Source organism: Tepidibacter formicigenes DSM 15518 (assembly GCF_900142235.1).
Classification (GTDB): domain Bacteria; phylum Bacillota; class Clostridia; order Peptostreptococcales; family Peptostreptococcaceae; genus Tepidibacter; species Tepidibacter formicigenes.
The window spans coordinates 1-12,712 of the sequence record NZ_FRAE01000074.1 but is presented as its reverse complement, the minus strand read 5'-3'; the positions used below and the strand labels follow the sequence as shown (position 1 = coordinate 12,712).

Below are 12,712 nucleotides of genomic sequence, written 5' to 3'. Positions count from 1 at the left end.
TTTTTTTGAATATTACTGTTAATAACTCTTTCTATTTAGTAATTTCAACTCAATTTTTCTGTGGATAACCTTTCACTCTATTTTGCAACTACCTAGTGGAAAAAATAAAAAAATCTAAATTGTCGGGAGTGGCCCCGGTCTTTTGACCTGCCGAAAAAACCCATTTTTCAAACTGGGGGGACTATTACCAACGCTCTTTATTGTTGAATTTAGGCTTATCACTTAAATGTAGCTTTTCAGGATGTACTTCATTATGACATGTATAGCATAAACTTATAAGATTATCCTCCATTAAAGCTAAATCTGGTCTATCTTTTAAATGTTTAATATGATGTACACATTCAGCTTTATGAAATCTTCCTGCTTCTTTACAGCGTTGGCACTCATTATTATCTCTTTTCAATACTTTCTTTCTAGTATTCTTCCACTTAGTAGACTTATAGAATCTATACATTTCTCCACTTGCTACTATATCTCTTATTGTTTTAATATCAATATTAATTCCTCCTTCCTCCTAACCTACTAATTGCTTTTCGTAATTCTTTCTTAGTCTTTCTTGTATATATCCTTGTAGTATTAATATTTCCATGCCCTAACACATCTGCAACTTCATCAATCGTTAATCCTTCTTCAATCATTCTCAACCCTGCAAGATGCCTGAAATTATGAGCATGAGCTTTTGTTAGCTTTACTTTAGCAATTCCTGCATATTTCTTTATTAAATCATCTACACTCTGTCTACTCATAACATTATTATTATTTTGATTTATAAATAAAAAGCCACCAATTGGTGGTTTTCTATCTCTTATATAATCTTTTAAATACTCTTTCAATTCATCTATAACAAATATATCCCTTGATTTTTCTCCTTTTCCTATAATTGTTATATAATCATTTGTTATATCAGAAACTTTTAATTGAAGTAACTCAGATACTCTCATGCCTGTTAAATACAGTGTATTAAAAATAGCTATTGCTCTAGTGTCTTTTTCTCTTTCAGCCATTCGCACAAGTCTTTCAAAGTCACTTATTTCAAGCATTTCCTCTAAATAATCTTGACGTTGTATCTTAATCAATTTTATTTTAAGAATTTTTATTAAATCTATTTTTTCATTTTCATTGATCCATTCTAAATACTTTTTAAAACTTAATAATTTTCTATTTATCGTTTTAGGTTTTAAGCTCTTTTCACATAATAAATTACTTTTATACTCTTCAATATCTATATTCTTTATTTCTTCTATATCCTTAAATTTTATAAATCTATCAAATTGCTTAATGTCTGTTATGTAATAAGAAACGGTATGTTTACTTTTTTCTTCACGCATTTCATTTATATAATCTTCTAAAAAATCTTTTATTTTCATATCCGCTCCTTTCTAACGATAATTTTATTACATAACACTAATAATGTAATACTTTTCTAATCTCCCTTAATTCTTTGATATTACTTACTTTTAACTATGTTTTTTATTTAAAATAGTTTTGAGTATTTTTTTGACATTTCCTCGTCTTTGTATTATATAAAGCCAAAGAAAAAAGAGCCTATTTCGGCTCTATATTTAAAATTCTTTATAATTATTCTTAATTCCTTTACTTAGAATGTAGACTAGATATTGATTTAAGCTTACTCCTTCTTCCTTGGCTTCTTCTATTAGCTGTCTATGAAGGCTCTTAGGAGTTCTTACTGTTATTCTTCCATTATATTTATTATTAACTGTAAATGGTTCTGGGATTTCTAGGCTTTTCTCATATCTAGTTTCTATCCAAGCTTTTCTTGCGTCTTCTCCCATAGATATAGCTTCTTCTACAGTTTCTCCATCACTCATACAACCAGGCAAATCTGGGTAAGTTATAAAATAACCTCCACCATCTTCTTCTGATAAAGATTCTATTTTAAAAGGGTAATTTAATGATAAATAATAATCTAAGCTCTTCTTTTCCATAAAAGCATCTCCTTACTATTTGGAACTAAGGTTAATACCCTAGTTCCTCAAGTATTTTTATAGCCATCTTTATGTATAAGTATATTCTTTTATTTTACCCTTTTACAATAGCAGTTTTAAAATAATTATATGAACTTATATCATCTCTCTGTCCTGAAAGTTTAAAAATAGCTTTCACTATTACCCTGCAAATCAAAAAAAGTTAAACGTTAGCGTTTAACTTTACATAAATTTTTTTATTTTTTTTAAATTATTTTTTGCTCTTTTTAATGTTATACTTACACATGGTTTACTTATGTATAATTCTTTCGCTATTTGCTCCATTGTTTTTTCTTCAAAATAATACATGGTTAATATTTGTTTTTGTCTATCAGTTAAATATTCGTTCATTGCAACTTTAAGATTATTTTTCATCCTTTTGATTTGAATATGATTCGTATTCATAGTCATATTTTGTTGCCCCATAATAAGGGATATAAGGTCTTGATTTTCTGCTGTTAACTGTATATTCTTCACTACGCCACCACTCCTTATTATAATAATTTCTAGCTTCTATCCCTATTTCTCTAGTTGTTCTATACATTCTAGCTAATTTATTCAATCTATCTTTTAACTGATGTATTTCATTATCTACATATTCAATTGCATTTTTTCTTTTAACTTTTATCTTTGATTCTTCCAATTGTTTTTTCCTATTATTTAGCTCTTTCATTTTTTTACTTAATAATCTACAGCTATTTTGATATTCTTTTCCTATTTCTTTTAAAGAGCTCATTTTCTCCCCTTCTTCCTTTTTTATAAAGTTCTTTTTCTTTATATTTCATAAGTGTATATAAGTCTTTTAATTCTTTAGGTACTTCTGCTGCTTTTGTTATTTCTTCTGTTATATCTATCATACAGTTATCAACTCACTTAGTCTAAATTCATCTACTACCATTTTCCCTTCTTTAATGAAGCTGATAAATATTCTATCTTGCAAATGAGTGTAATATCTTCCTTTTCCTTTAGTAGCTTTTTTAATAAGTTTTTTTAAACATCTAATACAATAATAGTTTCTATCTATAACAATTAAGTTTGTATTTTTAATCCCTTTCCCACAAATTTTACATTTTAACATTTGCTCCACTCCCTTCTTAAATAAAAAAGGACACTCCTAGCCTAATATTAGACTTAAGAGTGTCCGCTGGATGTCCAGTAGGACTAATATGCCTTTTTTCTATTCCTTAAAGTATAATCCATTTGTAAGTTCCCGTTATGATTGCTTATCTCTATATTTATATAATCTAGCTTTTCTTCTCTTTCAGCTGCATCTAATACACATTTTATAAATGTTTTCATTTGAGTTTCTAACATCTGTCTTTTAGCTAATTCCATATATTTAGCCCCCTTTTTTTAATAATCTTCCTCACATTCACCTCAATGGTATATTTGTTAATTTATGTAAAGGTTTATTGTTTTTTATGTCGAATATTTCTTTATAAGGCACCTAGATGAAAGGAGTATGTATGTCTTTAAATTTTGATTCTTTATTTGATGATGTTGAACTAGATTTTAATTGCCCTGAATGTGAATTTTCTTTTGAAGTTTCAATAAAAGAACTTTCTAAAGCAAATAACATCATTACATGCCCTAATTGTAATGTTGATATCAAAGTTCAACACGATGCTAGTTTAGATAAATTACTATCTAGGTGCCTTATATTTATTTTTGAAATTCTATATCTAATTTAAAACTATTAATTTTTTCTAAATTTTCATTTACTTCTTTAAGTTGCATATTAGTTTTTTCTACTAATTGTTTGAATTCTTCTAAATTATTAATTTTCATTTTAATAATTTTCATTTTAATCCCTCCAATTATATTAATATCTTATATCACCACTTCTCTACAAAATCCCATTCTATTATGATAAAATTTGCTAGAAGGGAGGTGATGTTATGGGTTATTATCATACTGCTCAAATATGTTTAAACGGTCATATTATAACCGATAGTTTCGACTCAAACCCAGAATTTCGTGAAAAATTCTGTAGTAAATGTGGTGCTAAAACTATAACTAATTGCACAAATTGTAATACTGCTATACGTGGAGATTATGAAGTTCCTGATATATGTTTTTTTGGTTCAACAATGCATACTACACCAGCCTATTGTCATAATTGTGGTGAACCATATCCTTGGACCAAAACAGCACTTGAATCAGCTAAATTGTTAATAAATGAAGATGAAAATTTAAACCAACTAGAAAAACAACAATTTTGCGAATCTCTTCCAGATTTATTAGTTGAATCACCTACTCCTAAAACTAAAGTAGCTGTAGCTAGATTTAGAAAATTTTTAAACAAAGTAGCTATATATACATCTGAAGGAATAAAAGATATATTTGTAGATATAGCTTCCGAAACCATAAAAAAATCTTTAGGAATTTAGTTTTTCTAAAATGGGTAACTTATAGCCAGGGCACTCATCAAAGCCACAGTTATATGGTTGCCCATTTTTCATCCAACACTCTTTGCAAATTACATTTAATTTACTTCCACATTTTGTGCAAAAATTAATTCCATTGATTTCATTTTTACATTTTATGCATTCCATATTTCCACCACCTTTCGTTTAAACATCTTATTTAATCCATAGACATCAAGTTGACGCTTGAATACTATATAGCTTTCTTTAATTCTAATTGTCTTTTATTTACTAAAGTATCAATTTTCTATTCAATTCCATAACTTCTGATGTAGCTCCATGTTCAGCATACATCTCTCCTACAACTTTTCTTAATGCTTCTAACTCATTATTTTTTATAACTTGTCCTGCTGACTTTTTTACTTGTGCATCTTCAGTAAATTTAATAACATTTTTCATTATTTCAATCACTTTTAGTTTTTCTAATAGCATGTTTATACCCTCCTAGTTTTTATGCTTTTAAACAATGAATTTCTAATTCTTTAATACCAAAGAACTCTTTTGCAGCTTCTAATGCTTCTCTAGTAGTACACTGTGTATTTTCTTTGATTTCCTTTGTCAATTTCATAATTTCTGTTATTTTATCTTTATTCATACAGCCCCATCTCCCTTTGTTTTTTTATAACCTTTATGTACCTATTTCTGTATTTTGCAGCAGAGTTTTTACTTATGTGATATTTCTTGGCTAACTGTTCTGCTGTGAAACCTAATCTTATGTCTATTCTCATTTTTCTTATTTTTGCTTTCTCCATATCTATCCTCTTTTCCGATATCACTGTTTAAAAAGTTTTAATATTTCCTTAGATTTGCTATCTTTTGAAATTCCAACATACAAGCTAGTTCTATGGTTTTACATTCTCCTTGTCTATGTTTTGCTATTATTAATTCCAATATATTTTTCTTATCTGAATCATCATAATAATAATCATCTCTATATAAGAAAATTACTATATCAGCATCTTGCTCTATACTTCCTGATTCTCTTAAATCTGATAATATAGGTCTTTTATTTTGTCTAAGCTCTGGTGCTCGAGAAAGTTGAGATAACAAAAGCATCGGACAACCTAATTCTTTACATAAAAGCTTTAACTCTCTAGTTATTTTACTAATTTGTTGATTTCTATTTCCATCTAACTTAGTATCCCCTTGCATTAGTTGAAGGTAATCAACTATTATCAAATCCAGTTCGTATTTTTTCTTTATTTTCTTGCATTTGCTTTTTAATATTGTAGTAGTTAATGTTGGATTATCGTCTATGAATATTTTGGTTTTTGCTAAAGCTTTATTTACCTCAAATATCCTATTTAATTCATCATCGTTTAAATTACCTTTTTTAATCTTGTCAAGCTGTACATTAGCATCACAAGCTATTATTCTTTCCATTAGCTGTTCTTTTGACATTTCTAAGCTAAACATTGCTACTGTTTTACCTCTTAGAGCTGCATTCTTTAGGATATTTGTAGATACGGCACTTTTTCCCATTGATGGTCTAGCAGCCATTATTATTAGGTCTGTTTTTTGTAATCCATTTGTGCAGTTATCTAAATCAACTAACCCTGTTGGAACTCCTATTAGCTTACCTTTATTTTTAATATTAAAATCTATTCTATCTAAGGTTGATGTGATTATATCGTTTATATCACTAACGTTATTACTTTCCTTTCCCTCTACAGCCAATATAATGTCATTTTGAGCGTTAATGATACTGTCACTTGATTCATTGTTGAATGCCATTCCTAGAACTTTGTAAGCTCCCTCTATGATAAATCTAAGCTTAGCCTTTTCTTTAATTGTTTCGCAGTGTTCTTTTAAGTTATAGTTAATACATGCTTCTGTTAATCTAGTTAAATAGCTTATGTCAATTTTGCCTTTAGTGATTTCATATATGTTAGCTGGATCTATGTTTTTATTTTGCTTGTATAGTGTTAACATTGCTTTGTATATTATCTGATTGATTTCCTCATAAAACATGCTTGGTTTCAATATTTCTATAGTATCTTCTATCCTCTGAGGATAAACTAATATAGTTCCTAATATGGTTTGTTCAGAAGGAATAGCACTTGGTTTTTCTTTTGCTATATTCATTCTTAATCCCCCTTATTACATTCACATCTAACTCTTAAAATCTCATCACCAATAGGCTTGAATATATAGCCATTACTGCACTTACCACAATATTCTTTTTTAGAAGTACTAGCTTCTTTGCTTTTAGATACAACTTTGTCTACTACCCACGAAAGAATTGCTCTATAATCACTCTTGTATTTCTTACCTTTAGAACCTTTGTAGTTATCTAATATCTCAATCATTTTTTTAGTAGATTCTTCTCCATGTTTTTCTATTAGCTTGTTATATTCATCTTCTGTCATAGATACAAATTCAGCATATTTTATTTTCTTTTTCTTATTTTCTTTTTCTTTATCTATATCTTTATCTATATCTTCTTCTATTGCGTTACTTTGCGTTACTGTAACGTTACTTGTAACATCGTTATTTAACAGCTTTTGTTTTTCTCTATGCTTAGCAACCCTTTTTCTTGTTTGTTCCCTTATTTTATCTAAGCCATCTACATTTTGATGTTTTTCCCAATTTGTAATTTTGATGGAATTATTTTCATCTAAATTTATCATTCCGAATCTTTTAAAGGTTTCTAATGCTAATCTAACTGTATTCAGTGGTTTGTTAAAAACTGTAGCAAGCATTTCATCTGTGTAAGGAATATTTTCAGTTAAAAATATGTACCCTCCAGCATTACATTTTCCTGCTAAAGTCAAAAGTTTAATCCAAATTATTAATATTGAATCTGAATCTGGCATACTCTCTATAAGTCTTATTTTTTCATCTTCAAACATGTTAATTGTTAGCTTAATCCATTTAACTGCTGCCATTTTTCTCCCCACCTTTTTCTTTTATCTAAAAATCAAAAGTAAAATTAATGCTATTAATGTCAAAGTTAATCTAACTGTTATATATTTTTTCATGTCATTCTCCTTTAATGCCATTTTAAGACGTTTTTTATGTTTTGTAGCATAAATAGTCGTTTTTAAGATAAAAACCTCTTAAATAGCCTTCTATCACCTTAGAAGGCTATTTAAATTCAATACCCAACCTGCTTGTTTTATTAATAATAATTTTTTTTGCTAAACACCCCAAGTTATGATATAATTTAAGCAAGCTATTTTTTAAAAAGCAGGTTGGTAAAATCCTCTTAGAAGTGCCAGTTCTAAAGGGGATTTTTCTTTTTGTTCTATATGGAACTTTTTCATTATGCATTTTTTATTGTGCTTTTGTATCTCTTCTGAATTGTCAATCCACCCTTTGCCTTCCAATGATGTTTTTAATATTTCAATTGTGTGTTCAAGATCTAAAAGTTCATGATATGCTCTTAGCAATTCTTTATGCTCTTTATCTGAAAAATCATTTCTTGTATTCTTGTTTACTAGTACTTTGAATAAATCTTTTAATACTTCATTTGCTTCTGTCATTTCTTCTTCAAGCTTTATAGTTACAGTTACAGGGTCTGTATTTATATTGTTTAATACCTCATAGCCATAAAATTTTCCAATAGCACACTCTTTGCAATATAACTGTGTTAATACTGGCATTTTATATAATTTAGCCATTTTTATTACTACATGAGCAGGTGGAAAAGTTTCTCCATTTTCATAGCTTGAAAGGCTACGTGTAGATATATTTAATCTTTCTGCTGCAACTTCTCTGCTCATATTTACACTTTTTCGTGCAAACTTATACATATTACACACTCCTTTTATGCAAAATTTCTCATTTTAATTTTTTTTATAATCCTGTATTCTATTATTAGAAACATTTCTAATATAGTTTTTCATGTCTTTTAAAAATATTTGAAAATCACTTCTTGTCCCTATAAAATGCATAAATACTGGCACATCTTTTATATAAATTTTTTTATTCATAAAGTCCCACCCCCTTTCATATTAGGAAGCAGTTGGGTTATATGTCTTAACATTATCAAGGTCGGAAAAATCTTTCCCATTTGCTTCTCTTATGAACCTTTCAAGTTCAAATCTTGTAACTTTTAATTCTCCTAGTTTTAATGCTGTTATATGTCCTGCTTTTATAAGGTCATAAACCTTATTTGTATTAACTCTTAAAATTTGAGCAACTTCTCTTATTTTTAATAATTCTTTATTAGCATTAGAATTTAAGTTACTTACTGTTTCAGCAATAACAATTTTAATAATTTCTTTAATATCCTTTGATATTGCTTCTTTCATAATCTATTACCTCCTAATCTAATGATTGAAATTTTTCTTATTTTTTAATATTTACATGTCGATATTAATTTGAATATTCACCTCTTTTTCTGTATAATATTGTCAACAGAAAGGAGGTATTCATATGAGTGAATATTTGAAAAATATAATTGAAATTTTCGAAACAAAATCTTATAAAGAAGCAAATGAATATTTAAAAATTGGTTGGATACTTCTTGATAAATGTATAGTATCCTATTATCCTGAAGGTAATTTCCCTAAACACGAACAAATGAAATATATACTTGGTTGGAATAGCAATTTAGGTGAAATAATTAAGCCACAACCTAAATATATATGCGATATACCAACTGAAGATAAAATCGAAGATATCGAATGTGATTTTTAACTTTTTATGCATCCTAACACAAAAGTTGCTTTGCTAGGTTCACTATAATAAATATCAATAACCACCCAATTTCCTTTTGCTAAAAAATTTCTTACTCTATCCATACTTGTTTCTTCCTTTATTTCTACAATTTGCTCCATCCATTCTGTTGATGGGCGACTTGTATGTTGTCCATCATTATTCTGAATAATTTCTTTCATAATCTTATTACCTCCTAAAATATACTTGATTTAAATTAAATAACTAAGCCACAACTTATTACTCTAGTAATTGAAATATGTCTACCTCTAGTGCTTGAGCAATACTTTGTAAAACTTCAAGAGATGGATTCTTTCTATCTCCTGTTTCAATTAATGCTATATATGCTGGAGTTACTTTTGCTTGTTCAGCTAGTTCTCTTTGAGAAATGTTCTTTAATTTTCTAATGCGTTTAAGATTTTCTTTTAGCATTTTTTCACCTCCAAAACTTTATCTTGATTTAATTATACTAACTTTAAGTTAGTATGTCAATATAATTATTTGCTTTCAGTTAGTGTTTTATTCATTTTATTGTCTTTTTTTTATAAAAAAACTATTATTAAATTATTAATGCTAACTCATAGAAAGTGGTGTTATTATGAATACAATCGATTTTATATCTAAAAGAATCACAGATTTGAGATTAAAGAAAAATGTATCAAGTAGAAAAATGAGCCTTGATTTAGGTCTTTCCAACTCATATATAACTCAAATTGAAAATGGTAAAAAATCACCTTCGATTGATAACCTTTATAAAATCTGTGATTATTTTGGAATAACCATAGTTGAATTTTTCTTACCACAAGCACCTTTAAAACAAGATTTTGATTTAACAGAAGATTTAAAAGAACTTGTAGAGTCTGCTAAGGATTTATCTCCTTCCCAACTTGAAGCTTTAAAAATTGTTTCTAAAGCTTTTAATGAAAGGAGGTGAAAAATATGAATAAAATTGGTCTTTCACATGAAGATATACATAATATATTAAAAAATGCTATATCTCCCGAAAAAACTATAGACTCTGATGCTATACGTGATGTTATAGCGACTGCTATAATAAAAAATAACGAAAAAATATTAGAAGATATCAAAAGAATTTATCCTACCAAGTAACTTTCTTTTTTTCTAATTCAGAGAAAGTTATATTTTCTATTTCTTTGAATTTTAAAGTGCTAATTTTCTTTGGCTGTTCTGAAATTCGTCTTCCAAGTTCAGCCATTCTTTTTTCTCTTTCTTGTATGTCGTTCACCTTAATCCTCCTTCCCAACACTGTCCACTGTTTTTGATATTGCCTATATGAGATAATATAGTTATGCTGATTGTTGTTCTAGTAATTGAAATATGTCTACCTCTAGTGCTTGAGCAAATAAAATTGTTTCTTCTGCTTTTAACTTTCTTGAACCATTTTCAATTTTGCTTATTTGAGATTGATTAATTTTATAAGATTTAGATAAAGCATTTATTTTGTTTACTAAATCCTGTTGAGAAATTTTTTTTAATTCTCTAATTGATTTAATTCTGTTTCCAATCATTATTATCACCTCTTATCTTAATTTTATTCCAATTTAGAATAAATGTCAATAAAAAAATTCTTGTTTAGAAAGAATAATTGTTTTATTTATCTTTTCAAACTACAATAAGTTTATACAAATATTCTAAAATAGAATGTTAAGGAGATTTTAAAAATGGATGTTGGTACTCGTATAAAACAACTTAGAAAAAGATTAAATATTACAACTAAAGAGTTAGCTGAATTATGTAATACATCTCAACCAGTTATCAGTAAACTTGAAAATGGCAATCGTATAGCAGATATACCTACTTTAGAAAAAATTTGTAACGCTTTTAACATAACTCTTGCTGACTTCTTCAATGATGGTACAAGCTCTATACCTCTTACTGAAGATTTAAAAGAACTTGTAGAATCTGCTAAGGATTTATCTCCTGAACAAATTAAAGCCTTTACACAAGCTTTTAAAACCATTACGAAAGGATGATTATTATGTCAGATGAATTACTTAAACAAATACTAGATAAAATAAATTCAATAGATACTCGTCTTGATAACATAGAAACTGATATCAAAGACTTAAAACAAGGTCAACAAGAAATTAAAGACCATCTTATCCAACTTGACTCACAGAATGCCGAAAGACATATTACTGCCTTCTCTAAACTTGAAAGCGTTGATAAAGAAGTAAGATTTATAAAACACAAACTTCATCAAACAGAAGAAGATGTATTTGATATTAAAGATCATCTAAAACTAATTAAGTAGCTAAACTTTGTCCAGTTTATTTTTTTCTAAGCACATCTGGGGTAGCTCCTTTTATCCTAACTGATATAAAAATAGCTGCCCCTTCTTTATCAAACCTTTCATGATTAAAAATGTATGACAGATTCTTTTTTCCTGATTTTCAGTAATATCTTTAATTGCTTCTTTCATAATCTCTTACCTCCTATGATACTTTAGTTGCTTTTGTAGCAACATTATTCTTAAAAAAAATTTTTATTATTTCTTCATCGCTTAAGCTTAATTTTTCTCTTAACAGACAAACTTCATCTACAGTAAAACTTATTTGTCCATTTTCCCTTTTAGTATATGATGTTGTCCCTAAACAAAGTTCCTTTGCAAGGTCTTTTTGAGTATATCCATTTTTAACCCTAGCTGATTTCAACTCTCTAGATAACATAGTTTTACCTCCATTTATTTGTTGTTTTTAATGCAACCCACGCTTTTATTATACTCTTTCAACGCAACTTGTCAATGCTTTTCCAAAAAAAAGTTTCTTCACAAGCAACAAATGTTTATTTTAAAGCAACTTATTTTATAATATACGTATGGAGGTGTGCTTTAATGGCAACATTCGGAGAAAGATTCAAATTATTGAGGAATGAAAAAAATTTAACTCAAGAAAAACTTGCTAATATTTTCTTTTTAAATAAAAGTTCAATTTCTAGATATGAACAAGATAAACAAATGCCCGAGATAGATCTTTTACAAAAATTTGCTGACTTTTTTGGAGTTTCTTTAGATTATCTTATGGGCAAATCTAATATACGGAATCCTCATATTCCAGAAGAATATACACAAAAACATAAAGTAACTAAAAATGATATTAAACAATATGAGGATTTTATAGAGAATGCTTCAGCTTTCTTTATGAATGATGAAGTAGCAGATGAAGATAAAGAAAAGCTTTTTAGGGATATATCAAAGTTATTTTGGGAGTCCAAAGAGATAAATAAAAAGAAATATGGACGTAAAAAGAAAAAAACAGATAATTAGGTAGTTGCAAAATAGAGTGAAAGGTTATCCACAGAAAAATTGAGTTGAAATTACTAAATAGAAAGAGTTATTAACAGTAATATTCAAAAAAAGACGCAGTTAAATAAAGGTTCAGTAAAACCTTTTTAAAAAGGATATAGAGTTTAAAAAAACTTAAGCAATTAAAGATTTAATAGCAAGAGGATTGTGGATATTGTTAGTCTTAAACATTAAAACAAACGCAACTAACTGAGAAATACAAGCCAGTAAAACATCAGCTTTTAAAGAAACAGTATTTCTAACTTTAGATGATTTGATTTGAATAAAGTTTTTTAGTTGAGAAATAGACCTTTCACAAATAGTTCGAAGTTTGT

At 27.8% G+C, this 12,712-nt stretch carries 32 protein-coding genes; 7 read left to right on the top strand and 25 right to left on the bottom strand.

Going from position 1 to position 12,712, the window contains the following annotated elements:
- Positions 1 to 184: 184 nt before the first annotated feature.
- The 10 genes from BUA77_RS11385 to BUA77_RS13980 all read right to left on the bottom strand — a co-directional run bounded on the left by BUA77_RS11385 (position 185) and on the right by BUA77_RS13980 (position 3,788).
- Positions 185 to 454, bottom strand: a complete 270-nt coding sequence (locus tag BUA77_RS11385) for an HNH endonuclease (RefSeq protein WP_072890293.1) — start codon at positions 452 to 454, stop codon at positions 185 to 187.
- Between the two features lie 43 nt (positions 455 to 497).
- Entirely contained in the window at positions 498 to 1,367 is an 870-nt protein-coding gene (locus tag BUA77_RS11380) for a tyrosine-type recombinase/integrase (protein WP_072890291.1), read from the bottom strand.
- Positions 1,368 to 1,562: 195 nt separating this feature from the next.
- A complete protein-coding gene (locus BUA77_RS11375; RefSeq protein WP_072890289.1) occupies positions 1,563 to 1,946 on the bottom strand; it encodes a type II toxin-antitoxin system HicB family antitoxin in 384 nt (127 codons plus the stop codon).
- A 222-nt stretch (positions 1,947 to 2,168) separates the two neighbouring features.
- Entirely contained in the window at positions 2,169 to 2,360 is a 192-nt protein-coding gene (locus BUA77_RS11370) for a sigma-70 family RNA polymerase sigma factor (RefSeq protein ID WP_159428989.1), read from the bottom strand.
- On the bottom strand, positions 2,350 to 2,721 hold the full coding sequence (locus BUA77_RS11365; RefSeq protein WP_072890285.1) for a hypothetical protein: 372 nt from the start codon (positions 2,719 to 2,721) through the stop codon (positions 2,350 to 2,352). Before BUA77_RS11365 ends, BUA77_RS11370 begins: the two co-directional genes overlap by 11 nt.
- On the bottom strand, positions 2,681 to 2,842 hold the full coding sequence (locus BUA77_RS13990) for a hypothetical protein (RefSeq protein WP_159428988.1): 162 nt from the start codon (positions 2,840 to 2,842) through the stop codon (positions 2,681 to 2,683). The genes BUA77_RS11365 and BUA77_RS13990 overlap by 41 nt, the downstream gene beginning before the upstream one ends.
- Complete coding sequence (locus BUA77_RS11360; protein WP_072890283.1) at positions 2,839 to 3,063, bottom strand: hypothetical protein; 225 nt, start codon at positions 3,061 to 3,063, stop codon at positions 2,839 to 2,841. The genes BUA77_RS13990 and BUA77_RS11360 overlap by 4 nt, the downstream gene beginning before the upstream one ends.
- 83 nt (positions 3,064 to 3,146) lie before the next feature.
- A complete protein-coding gene (locus BUA77_RS13985; protein ID WP_159428987.1) occupies positions 3,147 to 3,320 on the bottom strand; it encodes a hypothetical protein in 174 nt (57 codons plus the stop codon).
- A gap of 112 nt (positions 3,321 to 3,432) precedes the next feature.
- The gene (locus BUA77_RS14570; protein WP_278280574.1) at positions 3,433 to 3,567 is read right to left on the bottom strand and encodes a hypothetical protein; all 135 of its coding nucleotides are present in this window, start codon (positions 3,565 to 3,567) and stop codon (positions 3,433 to 3,435) included.
- Between the two features lie 80 nt (positions 3,568 to 3,647).
- The gene (locus tag BUA77_RS13980; RefSeq protein WP_159428986.1) at positions 3,648 to 3,788 is read right to left on the bottom strand and encodes a hypothetical protein; all 141 of its coding nucleotides are present in this window, start codon (positions 3,786 to 3,788) and stop codon (positions 3,648 to 3,650) included.
- 95 nt (positions 3,789 to 3,883) lie between these two features.
- Here BUA77_RS13980 and BUA77_RS11350 point away from each other — a divergent pair, with 95 nt between their 5' ends.
- Positions 3,884 to 4,375: a DUF2321 domain-containing protein gene (locus tag BUA77_RS11350; protein WP_072890279.1), complete on the top strand. Its 492-nt coding sequence runs from the start codon at positions 3,884 to 3,886 to the stop codon at positions 4,373 to 4,375.
- Here the strand turns inward: BUA77_RS11350 and BUA77_RS14215 are convergent.
- The 9 genes from BUA77_RS14215 to BUA77_RS11325 all read right to left on the bottom strand — a co-directional run bounded on the left by BUA77_RS14215 (position 4,364) and on the right by BUA77_RS11325 (position 8,667).
- Positions 4,364 to 4,540, bottom strand: a complete 177-nt coding sequence (locus BUA77_RS14215) for a hypothetical protein (RefSeq protein ID WP_200773968.1) — start codon at positions 4,538 to 4,540, stop codon at positions 4,364 to 4,366. The two genes, BUA77_RS11350 and BUA77_RS14215, sit on opposite strands and share 12 nt — an antisense overlap.
- 102 nt (positions 4,541 to 4,642) lie before the next feature.
- Positions 4,643 to 4,843 carry a hypothetical protein gene (locus tag BUA77_RS11345; protein ID WP_072890277.1) on the bottom strand — a complete coding sequence of 67 codons (201 nt, stop codon included), beginning with the start codon at positions 4,841 to 4,843 and terminating at the stop codon, positions 4,643 to 4,645.
- A 19-nt stretch (positions 4,844 to 4,862) separates the two neighbouring features.
- A complete protein-coding gene (locus tag BUA77_RS13975; protein ID WP_159428985.1) occupies positions 4,863 to 5,006 on the bottom strand; it encodes a hypothetical protein in 144 nt (47 codons plus the stop codon).
- Positions 4,999 to 5,163, bottom strand: coding sequence for a hypothetical protein (locus tag BUA77_RS13970; protein ID WP_159428984.1), 165 nt, complete (start codon positions 5,161 to 5,163; stop codon positions 4,999 to 5,001). Before BUA77_RS13970 ends, BUA77_RS13975 begins: the two co-directional genes overlap by 8 nt.
- Positions 5,164 to 5,200: 37 nt before the next feature.
- Positions 5,201 to 6,496, bottom strand: coding sequence for a replicative DNA helicase (gene dnaB, locus BUA77_RS11340; protein ID WP_072890275.1), 1,296 nt, complete (start codon positions 6,494 to 6,496; stop codon positions 5,201 to 5,203).
- A 2-nt stretch (positions 6,497 to 6,498) separates the two neighbouring features.
- Positions 6,499 to 7,299: a phage replisome organizer N-terminal domain-containing protein gene (locus BUA77_RS11335; protein ID WP_072890273.1), complete on the bottom strand. Its 801-nt coding sequence runs from the start codon at positions 7,297 to 7,299 to the stop codon at positions 6,499 to 6,501.
- Between the two features lie 294 nt (positions 7,300 to 7,593).
- The gene (locus tag BUA77_RS11330) at positions 7,594 to 8,166 is read right to left on the bottom strand and encodes a helix-turn-helix domain-containing protein (protein WP_072890270.1); all 573 of its coding nucleotides are present in this window, start codon (positions 8,164 to 8,166) and stop codon (positions 7,594 to 7,596) included.
- A 33-nt stretch (positions 8,167 to 8,199) separates the two neighbouring features.
- Complete coding sequence (locus BUA77_RS13965; RefSeq protein ID WP_159428983.1) at positions 8,200 to 8,346, bottom strand: hypothetical protein; 147 nt, start codon at positions 8,344 to 8,346, stop codon at positions 8,200 to 8,202.
- Positions 8,347 to 8,367: 21 nt separating this feature from the next.
- Entirely contained in the window at positions 8,368 to 8,667 is a 300-nt protein-coding gene (locus tag BUA77_RS11325) for a helix-turn-helix domain-containing protein (RefSeq protein WP_084605741.1), read from the bottom strand.
- Between the two features lie 124 nt (positions 8,668 to 8,791).
- Between BUA77_RS11325 and BUA77_RS11320 the strand changes: the two genes are divergently transcribed.
- Positions 8,792 to 9,055 (top strand): hypothetical protein, encoded by a 264-nt coding sequence (locus tag BUA77_RS11320; RefSeq protein ID WP_072890268.1) that lies wholly within the window; start codon positions 8,792 to 8,794, stop codon positions 9,053 to 9,055.
- Here the strand turns inward: BUA77_RS11320 and BUA77_RS11315 are convergent.
- Both BUA77_RS11315 and BUA77_RS11310 read right to left on the bottom strand, forming a co-directional pair.
- Positions 9,052 to 9,255, bottom strand: a complete 204-nt coding sequence (locus tag BUA77_RS11315) for a hypothetical protein (protein ID WP_072890266.1) — start codon at positions 9,253 to 9,255, stop codon at positions 9,052 to 9,054. The genes BUA77_RS11320 and BUA77_RS11315 overlap by 4 nt on opposite strands.
- Positions 9,256 to 9,313: 58 nt before the next feature.
- Positions 9,314 to 9,505, bottom strand: coding sequence for a helix-turn-helix domain-containing protein (locus BUA77_RS11310; RefSeq protein ID WP_072890264.1), 192 nt, complete (start codon positions 9,503 to 9,505; stop codon positions 9,314 to 9,316).
- Between the two features lie 166 nt (positions 9,506 to 9,671).
- Between BUA77_RS11310 and BUA77_RS11305 the strand changes: the two genes are divergently transcribed.
- Both BUA77_RS11305 and BUA77_RS13960 read left to right on the top strand, forming a co-directional pair.
- Positions 9,672 to 10,007 (top strand): helix-turn-helix domain-containing protein, encoded by a 336-nt coding sequence (locus tag BUA77_RS11305; protein WP_072890262.1) that lies wholly within the window; start codon positions 9,672 to 9,674, stop codon positions 10,005 to 10,007.
- A 5-nt stretch (positions 10,008 to 10,012) separates the two neighbouring features.
- A complete protein-coding gene (locus BUA77_RS13960; protein ID WP_159428982.1) occupies positions 10,013 to 10,183 on the top strand; it encodes a hypothetical protein in 171 nt (56 codons plus the stop codon).
- On the opposite strand, the gene BUA77_RS13955 is transcribed toward BUA77_RS13960, so the two are convergent.
- Both BUA77_RS13955 and BUA77_RS11300 read right to left on the bottom strand, forming a co-directional pair.
- On the bottom strand, positions 10,173 to 10,319 hold the full coding sequence (locus tag BUA77_RS13955; protein ID WP_159428981.1) for a hypothetical protein: 147 nt from the start codon (positions 10,317 to 10,319) through the stop codon (positions 10,173 to 10,175). The genes BUA77_RS13960 and BUA77_RS13955 overlap by 11 nt on opposite strands.
- A 61-nt stretch (positions 10,320 to 10,380) precedes the next feature.
- Positions 10,381 to 10,602, bottom strand: a complete 222-nt coding sequence (locus BUA77_RS11300) for a helix-turn-helix domain-containing protein (RefSeq protein WP_072890260.1) — start codon at positions 10,600 to 10,602, stop codon at positions 10,381 to 10,383.
- A 153-nt stretch (positions 10,603 to 10,755) separates the two neighbouring features.
- Here BUA77_RS11300 and BUA77_RS11295 point away from each other — a divergent pair, with 153 nt between their 5' ends.
- Positions 10,756 to 11,067, top strand: coding sequence for a helix-turn-helix domain-containing protein (locus tag BUA77_RS11295; RefSeq protein WP_072890258.1), 312 nt, complete (start codon positions 10,756 to 10,758; stop codon positions 11,065 to 11,067).
- Positions 11,068 to 11,072: 5 nt separating this feature from the next.
- A complete protein-coding gene (locus tag BUA77_RS11290; protein WP_072890255.1) occupies positions 11,073 to 11,348 on the top strand; it encodes a hypothetical protein in 276 nt (91 codons plus the stop codon).
- 181 nt (positions 11,349 to 11,529) lie between these two features.
- On the opposite strand, the gene BUA77_RS11285 is transcribed toward BUA77_RS11290, so the two are convergent.
- Positions 11,530 to 11,763: a helix-turn-helix domain-containing protein gene (locus tag BUA77_RS11285; RefSeq protein ID WP_072890253.1), complete on the bottom strand. Its 234-nt coding sequence runs from the start codon at positions 11,761 to 11,763 to the stop codon at positions 11,530 to 11,532.
- A gap of 164 nt (positions 11,764 to 11,927) precedes the next feature.
- Here BUA77_RS11285 and BUA77_RS11280 point away from each other — a divergent pair, with 164 nt between their 5' ends.
- Positions 11,928 to 12,359 (top strand): helix-turn-helix domain-containing protein, encoded by a 432-nt coding sequence (locus BUA77_RS11280; RefSeq protein WP_072890251.1) that lies wholly within the window; start codon positions 11,928 to 11,930, stop codon positions 12,357 to 12,359.
- A gap of 153 nt (positions 12,360 to 12,512) precedes the next feature.
- On the opposite strand, the gene BUA77_RS13950 is transcribed toward BUA77_RS11280, so the two are convergent.
- Positions 12,513 to 12,712, bottom strand: a 200-nt coding sequence (locus BUA77_RS13950) for a hypothetical protein (protein WP_278280573.1), incomplete at its 5' end; no start/stop codon positions are given.

What these genes read in the sequence shown, in the direction of transcription:
- BUA77_RS13985 (WP_159428987.1), bottom strand. Translation starts at nt 3,320, where the DNA reads ATGGAATTAGCTAAAAGACAGATGTTAGAAACTCAAATGAAAACATTT.
- BUA77_RS13970 (WP_159428984.1), bottom strand. Translation starts at nt 5,163, where the DNA reads ATGGAGAAAGCAAAAATAAGAAAAATGAGAATAGACATAAGATTAGGT.
- BUA77_RS11345 (WP_072890277.1), bottom strand. Translation starts at nt 4,843, where the DNA reads ATGCTATTAGAAAAACTAAAAGTGATTGAAATAATGAAAAATGTTATT.
- BUA77_RS11310 (WP_072890264.1), bottom strand. Translation starts at nt 9,505, where the DNA reads ATGCTAAAAGAAAATCTTAAACGCATTAGAAAATTAAAGAACATTTCT.
- BUA77_RS14215 (WP_200773968.1), bottom strand. Translation starts at nt 4,540, where the DNA reads ATGGAATGCATAAAATGTAAAAATGAAATCAATGGAATTAATTTTTGC.
- BUA77_RS11360 (WP_072890283.1), bottom strand. Translation starts at nt 3,063, where the DNA reads ATGTTAAAATGTAAAATTTGTGGGAAAGGGATTAAAAATACAAACTTA.
- BUA77_RS11285 (WP_072890253.1), bottom strand. Translation starts at nt 11,763, where the DNA reads ATGTTATCTAGAGAGTTGAAATCAGCTAGGGTTAAAAATGGATATACT.
- BUA77_RS13990 (WP_159428988.1), bottom strand. Translation starts at nt 2,842, where the DNA reads ATGATAGATATAACAGAAGAAATAACAAAAGCAGCAGAAGTACCTAAA.
- BUA77_RS11290 (WP_072890255.1), top strand. Translation starts at nt 11,073, where the DNA reads ATGTCAGATGAATTACTTAAACAAATACTAGATAAAATAAATTCAATA.
- dnaB (WP_072890275.1), bottom strand. Translation starts at nt 6,496, where the DNA reads ATGAATATAGCAAAAGAAAAACCAAGTGCTATTCCTTCTGAACAAACC.
- BUA77_RS11380 (WP_072890291.1), bottom strand. Translation starts at nt 1,367, where the DNA reads ATGAAAATAAAAGATTTTTTAGAAGATTATATAAATGAAATGCGTGAA.
- BUA77_RS14570 (WP_278280574.1), bottom strand. Translation starts at nt 3,567, where the DNA reads ATGATGTTATTTGCTTTAGAAAGTTCTTTTATTGAAACTTCAAAAGAA.
- BUA77_RS13980 (WP_159428986.1), bottom strand. Translation starts at nt 3,788, where the DNA reads ATGAAAATTATTAAAATGAAAATTAATAATTTAGAAGAATTCAAACAA.
- BUA77_RS11375 (WP_072890289.1), bottom strand. Translation starts at nt 1,946, where the DNA reads ATGGAAAAGAAGAGCTTAGATTATTATTTATCATTAAATTACCCTTTT.
- BUA77_RS11330 (WP_072890270.1), bottom strand. Translation starts at nt 8,166, where the DNA reads ATGTATAAGTTTGCACGAAAAAGTGTAAATATGAGCAGAGAAGTTGCA.
- BUA77_RS13960 (WP_159428982.1), top strand. Translation starts at nt 10,013, where the DNA reads ATGAATAAAATTGGTCTTTCACATGAAGATATACATAATATATTAAAA.
- BUA77_RS11365 (WP_072890285.1), bottom strand. Translation starts at nt 2,721, where the DNA reads ATGAGCTCTTTAAAAGAAATAGGAAAAGAATATCAAAATAGCTGTAGA.
- BUA77_RS11295 (WP_072890258.1), top strand. Translation starts at nt 10,756, where the DNA reads ATGGATGTTGGTACTCGTATAAAACAACTTAGAAAAAGATTAAATATT.
- BUA77_RS11305 (WP_072890262.1), top strand. Translation starts at nt 9,672, where the DNA reads ATGAATACAATCGATTTTATATCTAAAAGAATCACAGATTTGAGATTA.
- BUA77_RS11280 (WP_072890251.1), top strand. Translation starts at nt 11,928, where the DNA reads ATGGCAACATTCGGAGAAAGATTCAAATTATTGAGGAATGAAAAAAAT.
- BUA77_RS11325 (WP_084605741.1), bottom strand. Translation starts at nt 8,667, where the DNA reads ATGAAAGAAGCAATATCAAAGGATATTAAAGAAATTATTAAAATTGTT.
- BUA77_RS11315 (WP_072890266.1), bottom strand. Translation starts at nt 9,255, where the DNA reads ATGAAAGAAATTATTCAGAATAATGATGGACAACATACAAGTCGCCCA.
- BUA77_RS11350 (WP_072890279.1), top strand. Translation starts at nt 3,884, where the DNA reads ATGGGTTATTATCATACTGCTCAAATATGTTTAAACGGTCATATTATA.
- BUA77_RS11335 (WP_072890273.1), bottom strand. Translation starts at nt 7,299, where the DNA reads ATGGCAGCAGTTAAATGGATTAAGCTAACAATTAACATGTTTGAAGAT.
- BUA77_RS11370 (WP_159428989.1), bottom strand. Translation starts at nt 2,360, where the DNA reads ATGAAAAATAATCTTAAAGTTGCAATGAACGAATATTTAACTGATAGA.
- BUA77_RS11300 (WP_072890260.1), bottom strand. Translation starts at nt 10,602, where the DNA reads ATGATTGGAAACAGAATTAAATCAATTAGAGAATTAAAAAAAATTTCT.
- BUA77_RS11385 (WP_072890293.1), bottom strand. Translation starts at nt 454, where the DNA reads ATGTATAGATTCTATAAGTCTACTAAGTGGAAGAATACTAGAAAGAAA.
- BUA77_RS13975 (WP_159428985.1), bottom strand. Translation starts at nt 5,006, where the DNA reads ATGAATAAAGATAAAATAACAGAAATTATGAAATTGACAAAGGAAATC.
- BUA77_RS13965 (WP_159428983.1), bottom strand. Translation starts at nt 8,346, where the DNA reads ATGAATAAAAAAATTTATATAAAAGATGTGCCAGTATTTATGCATTTT.
- BUA77_RS11320 (WP_072890268.1), top strand. Translation starts at nt 8,792, where the DNA reads ATGAGTGAATATTTGAAAAATATAATTGAAATTTTCGAAACAAAATCT.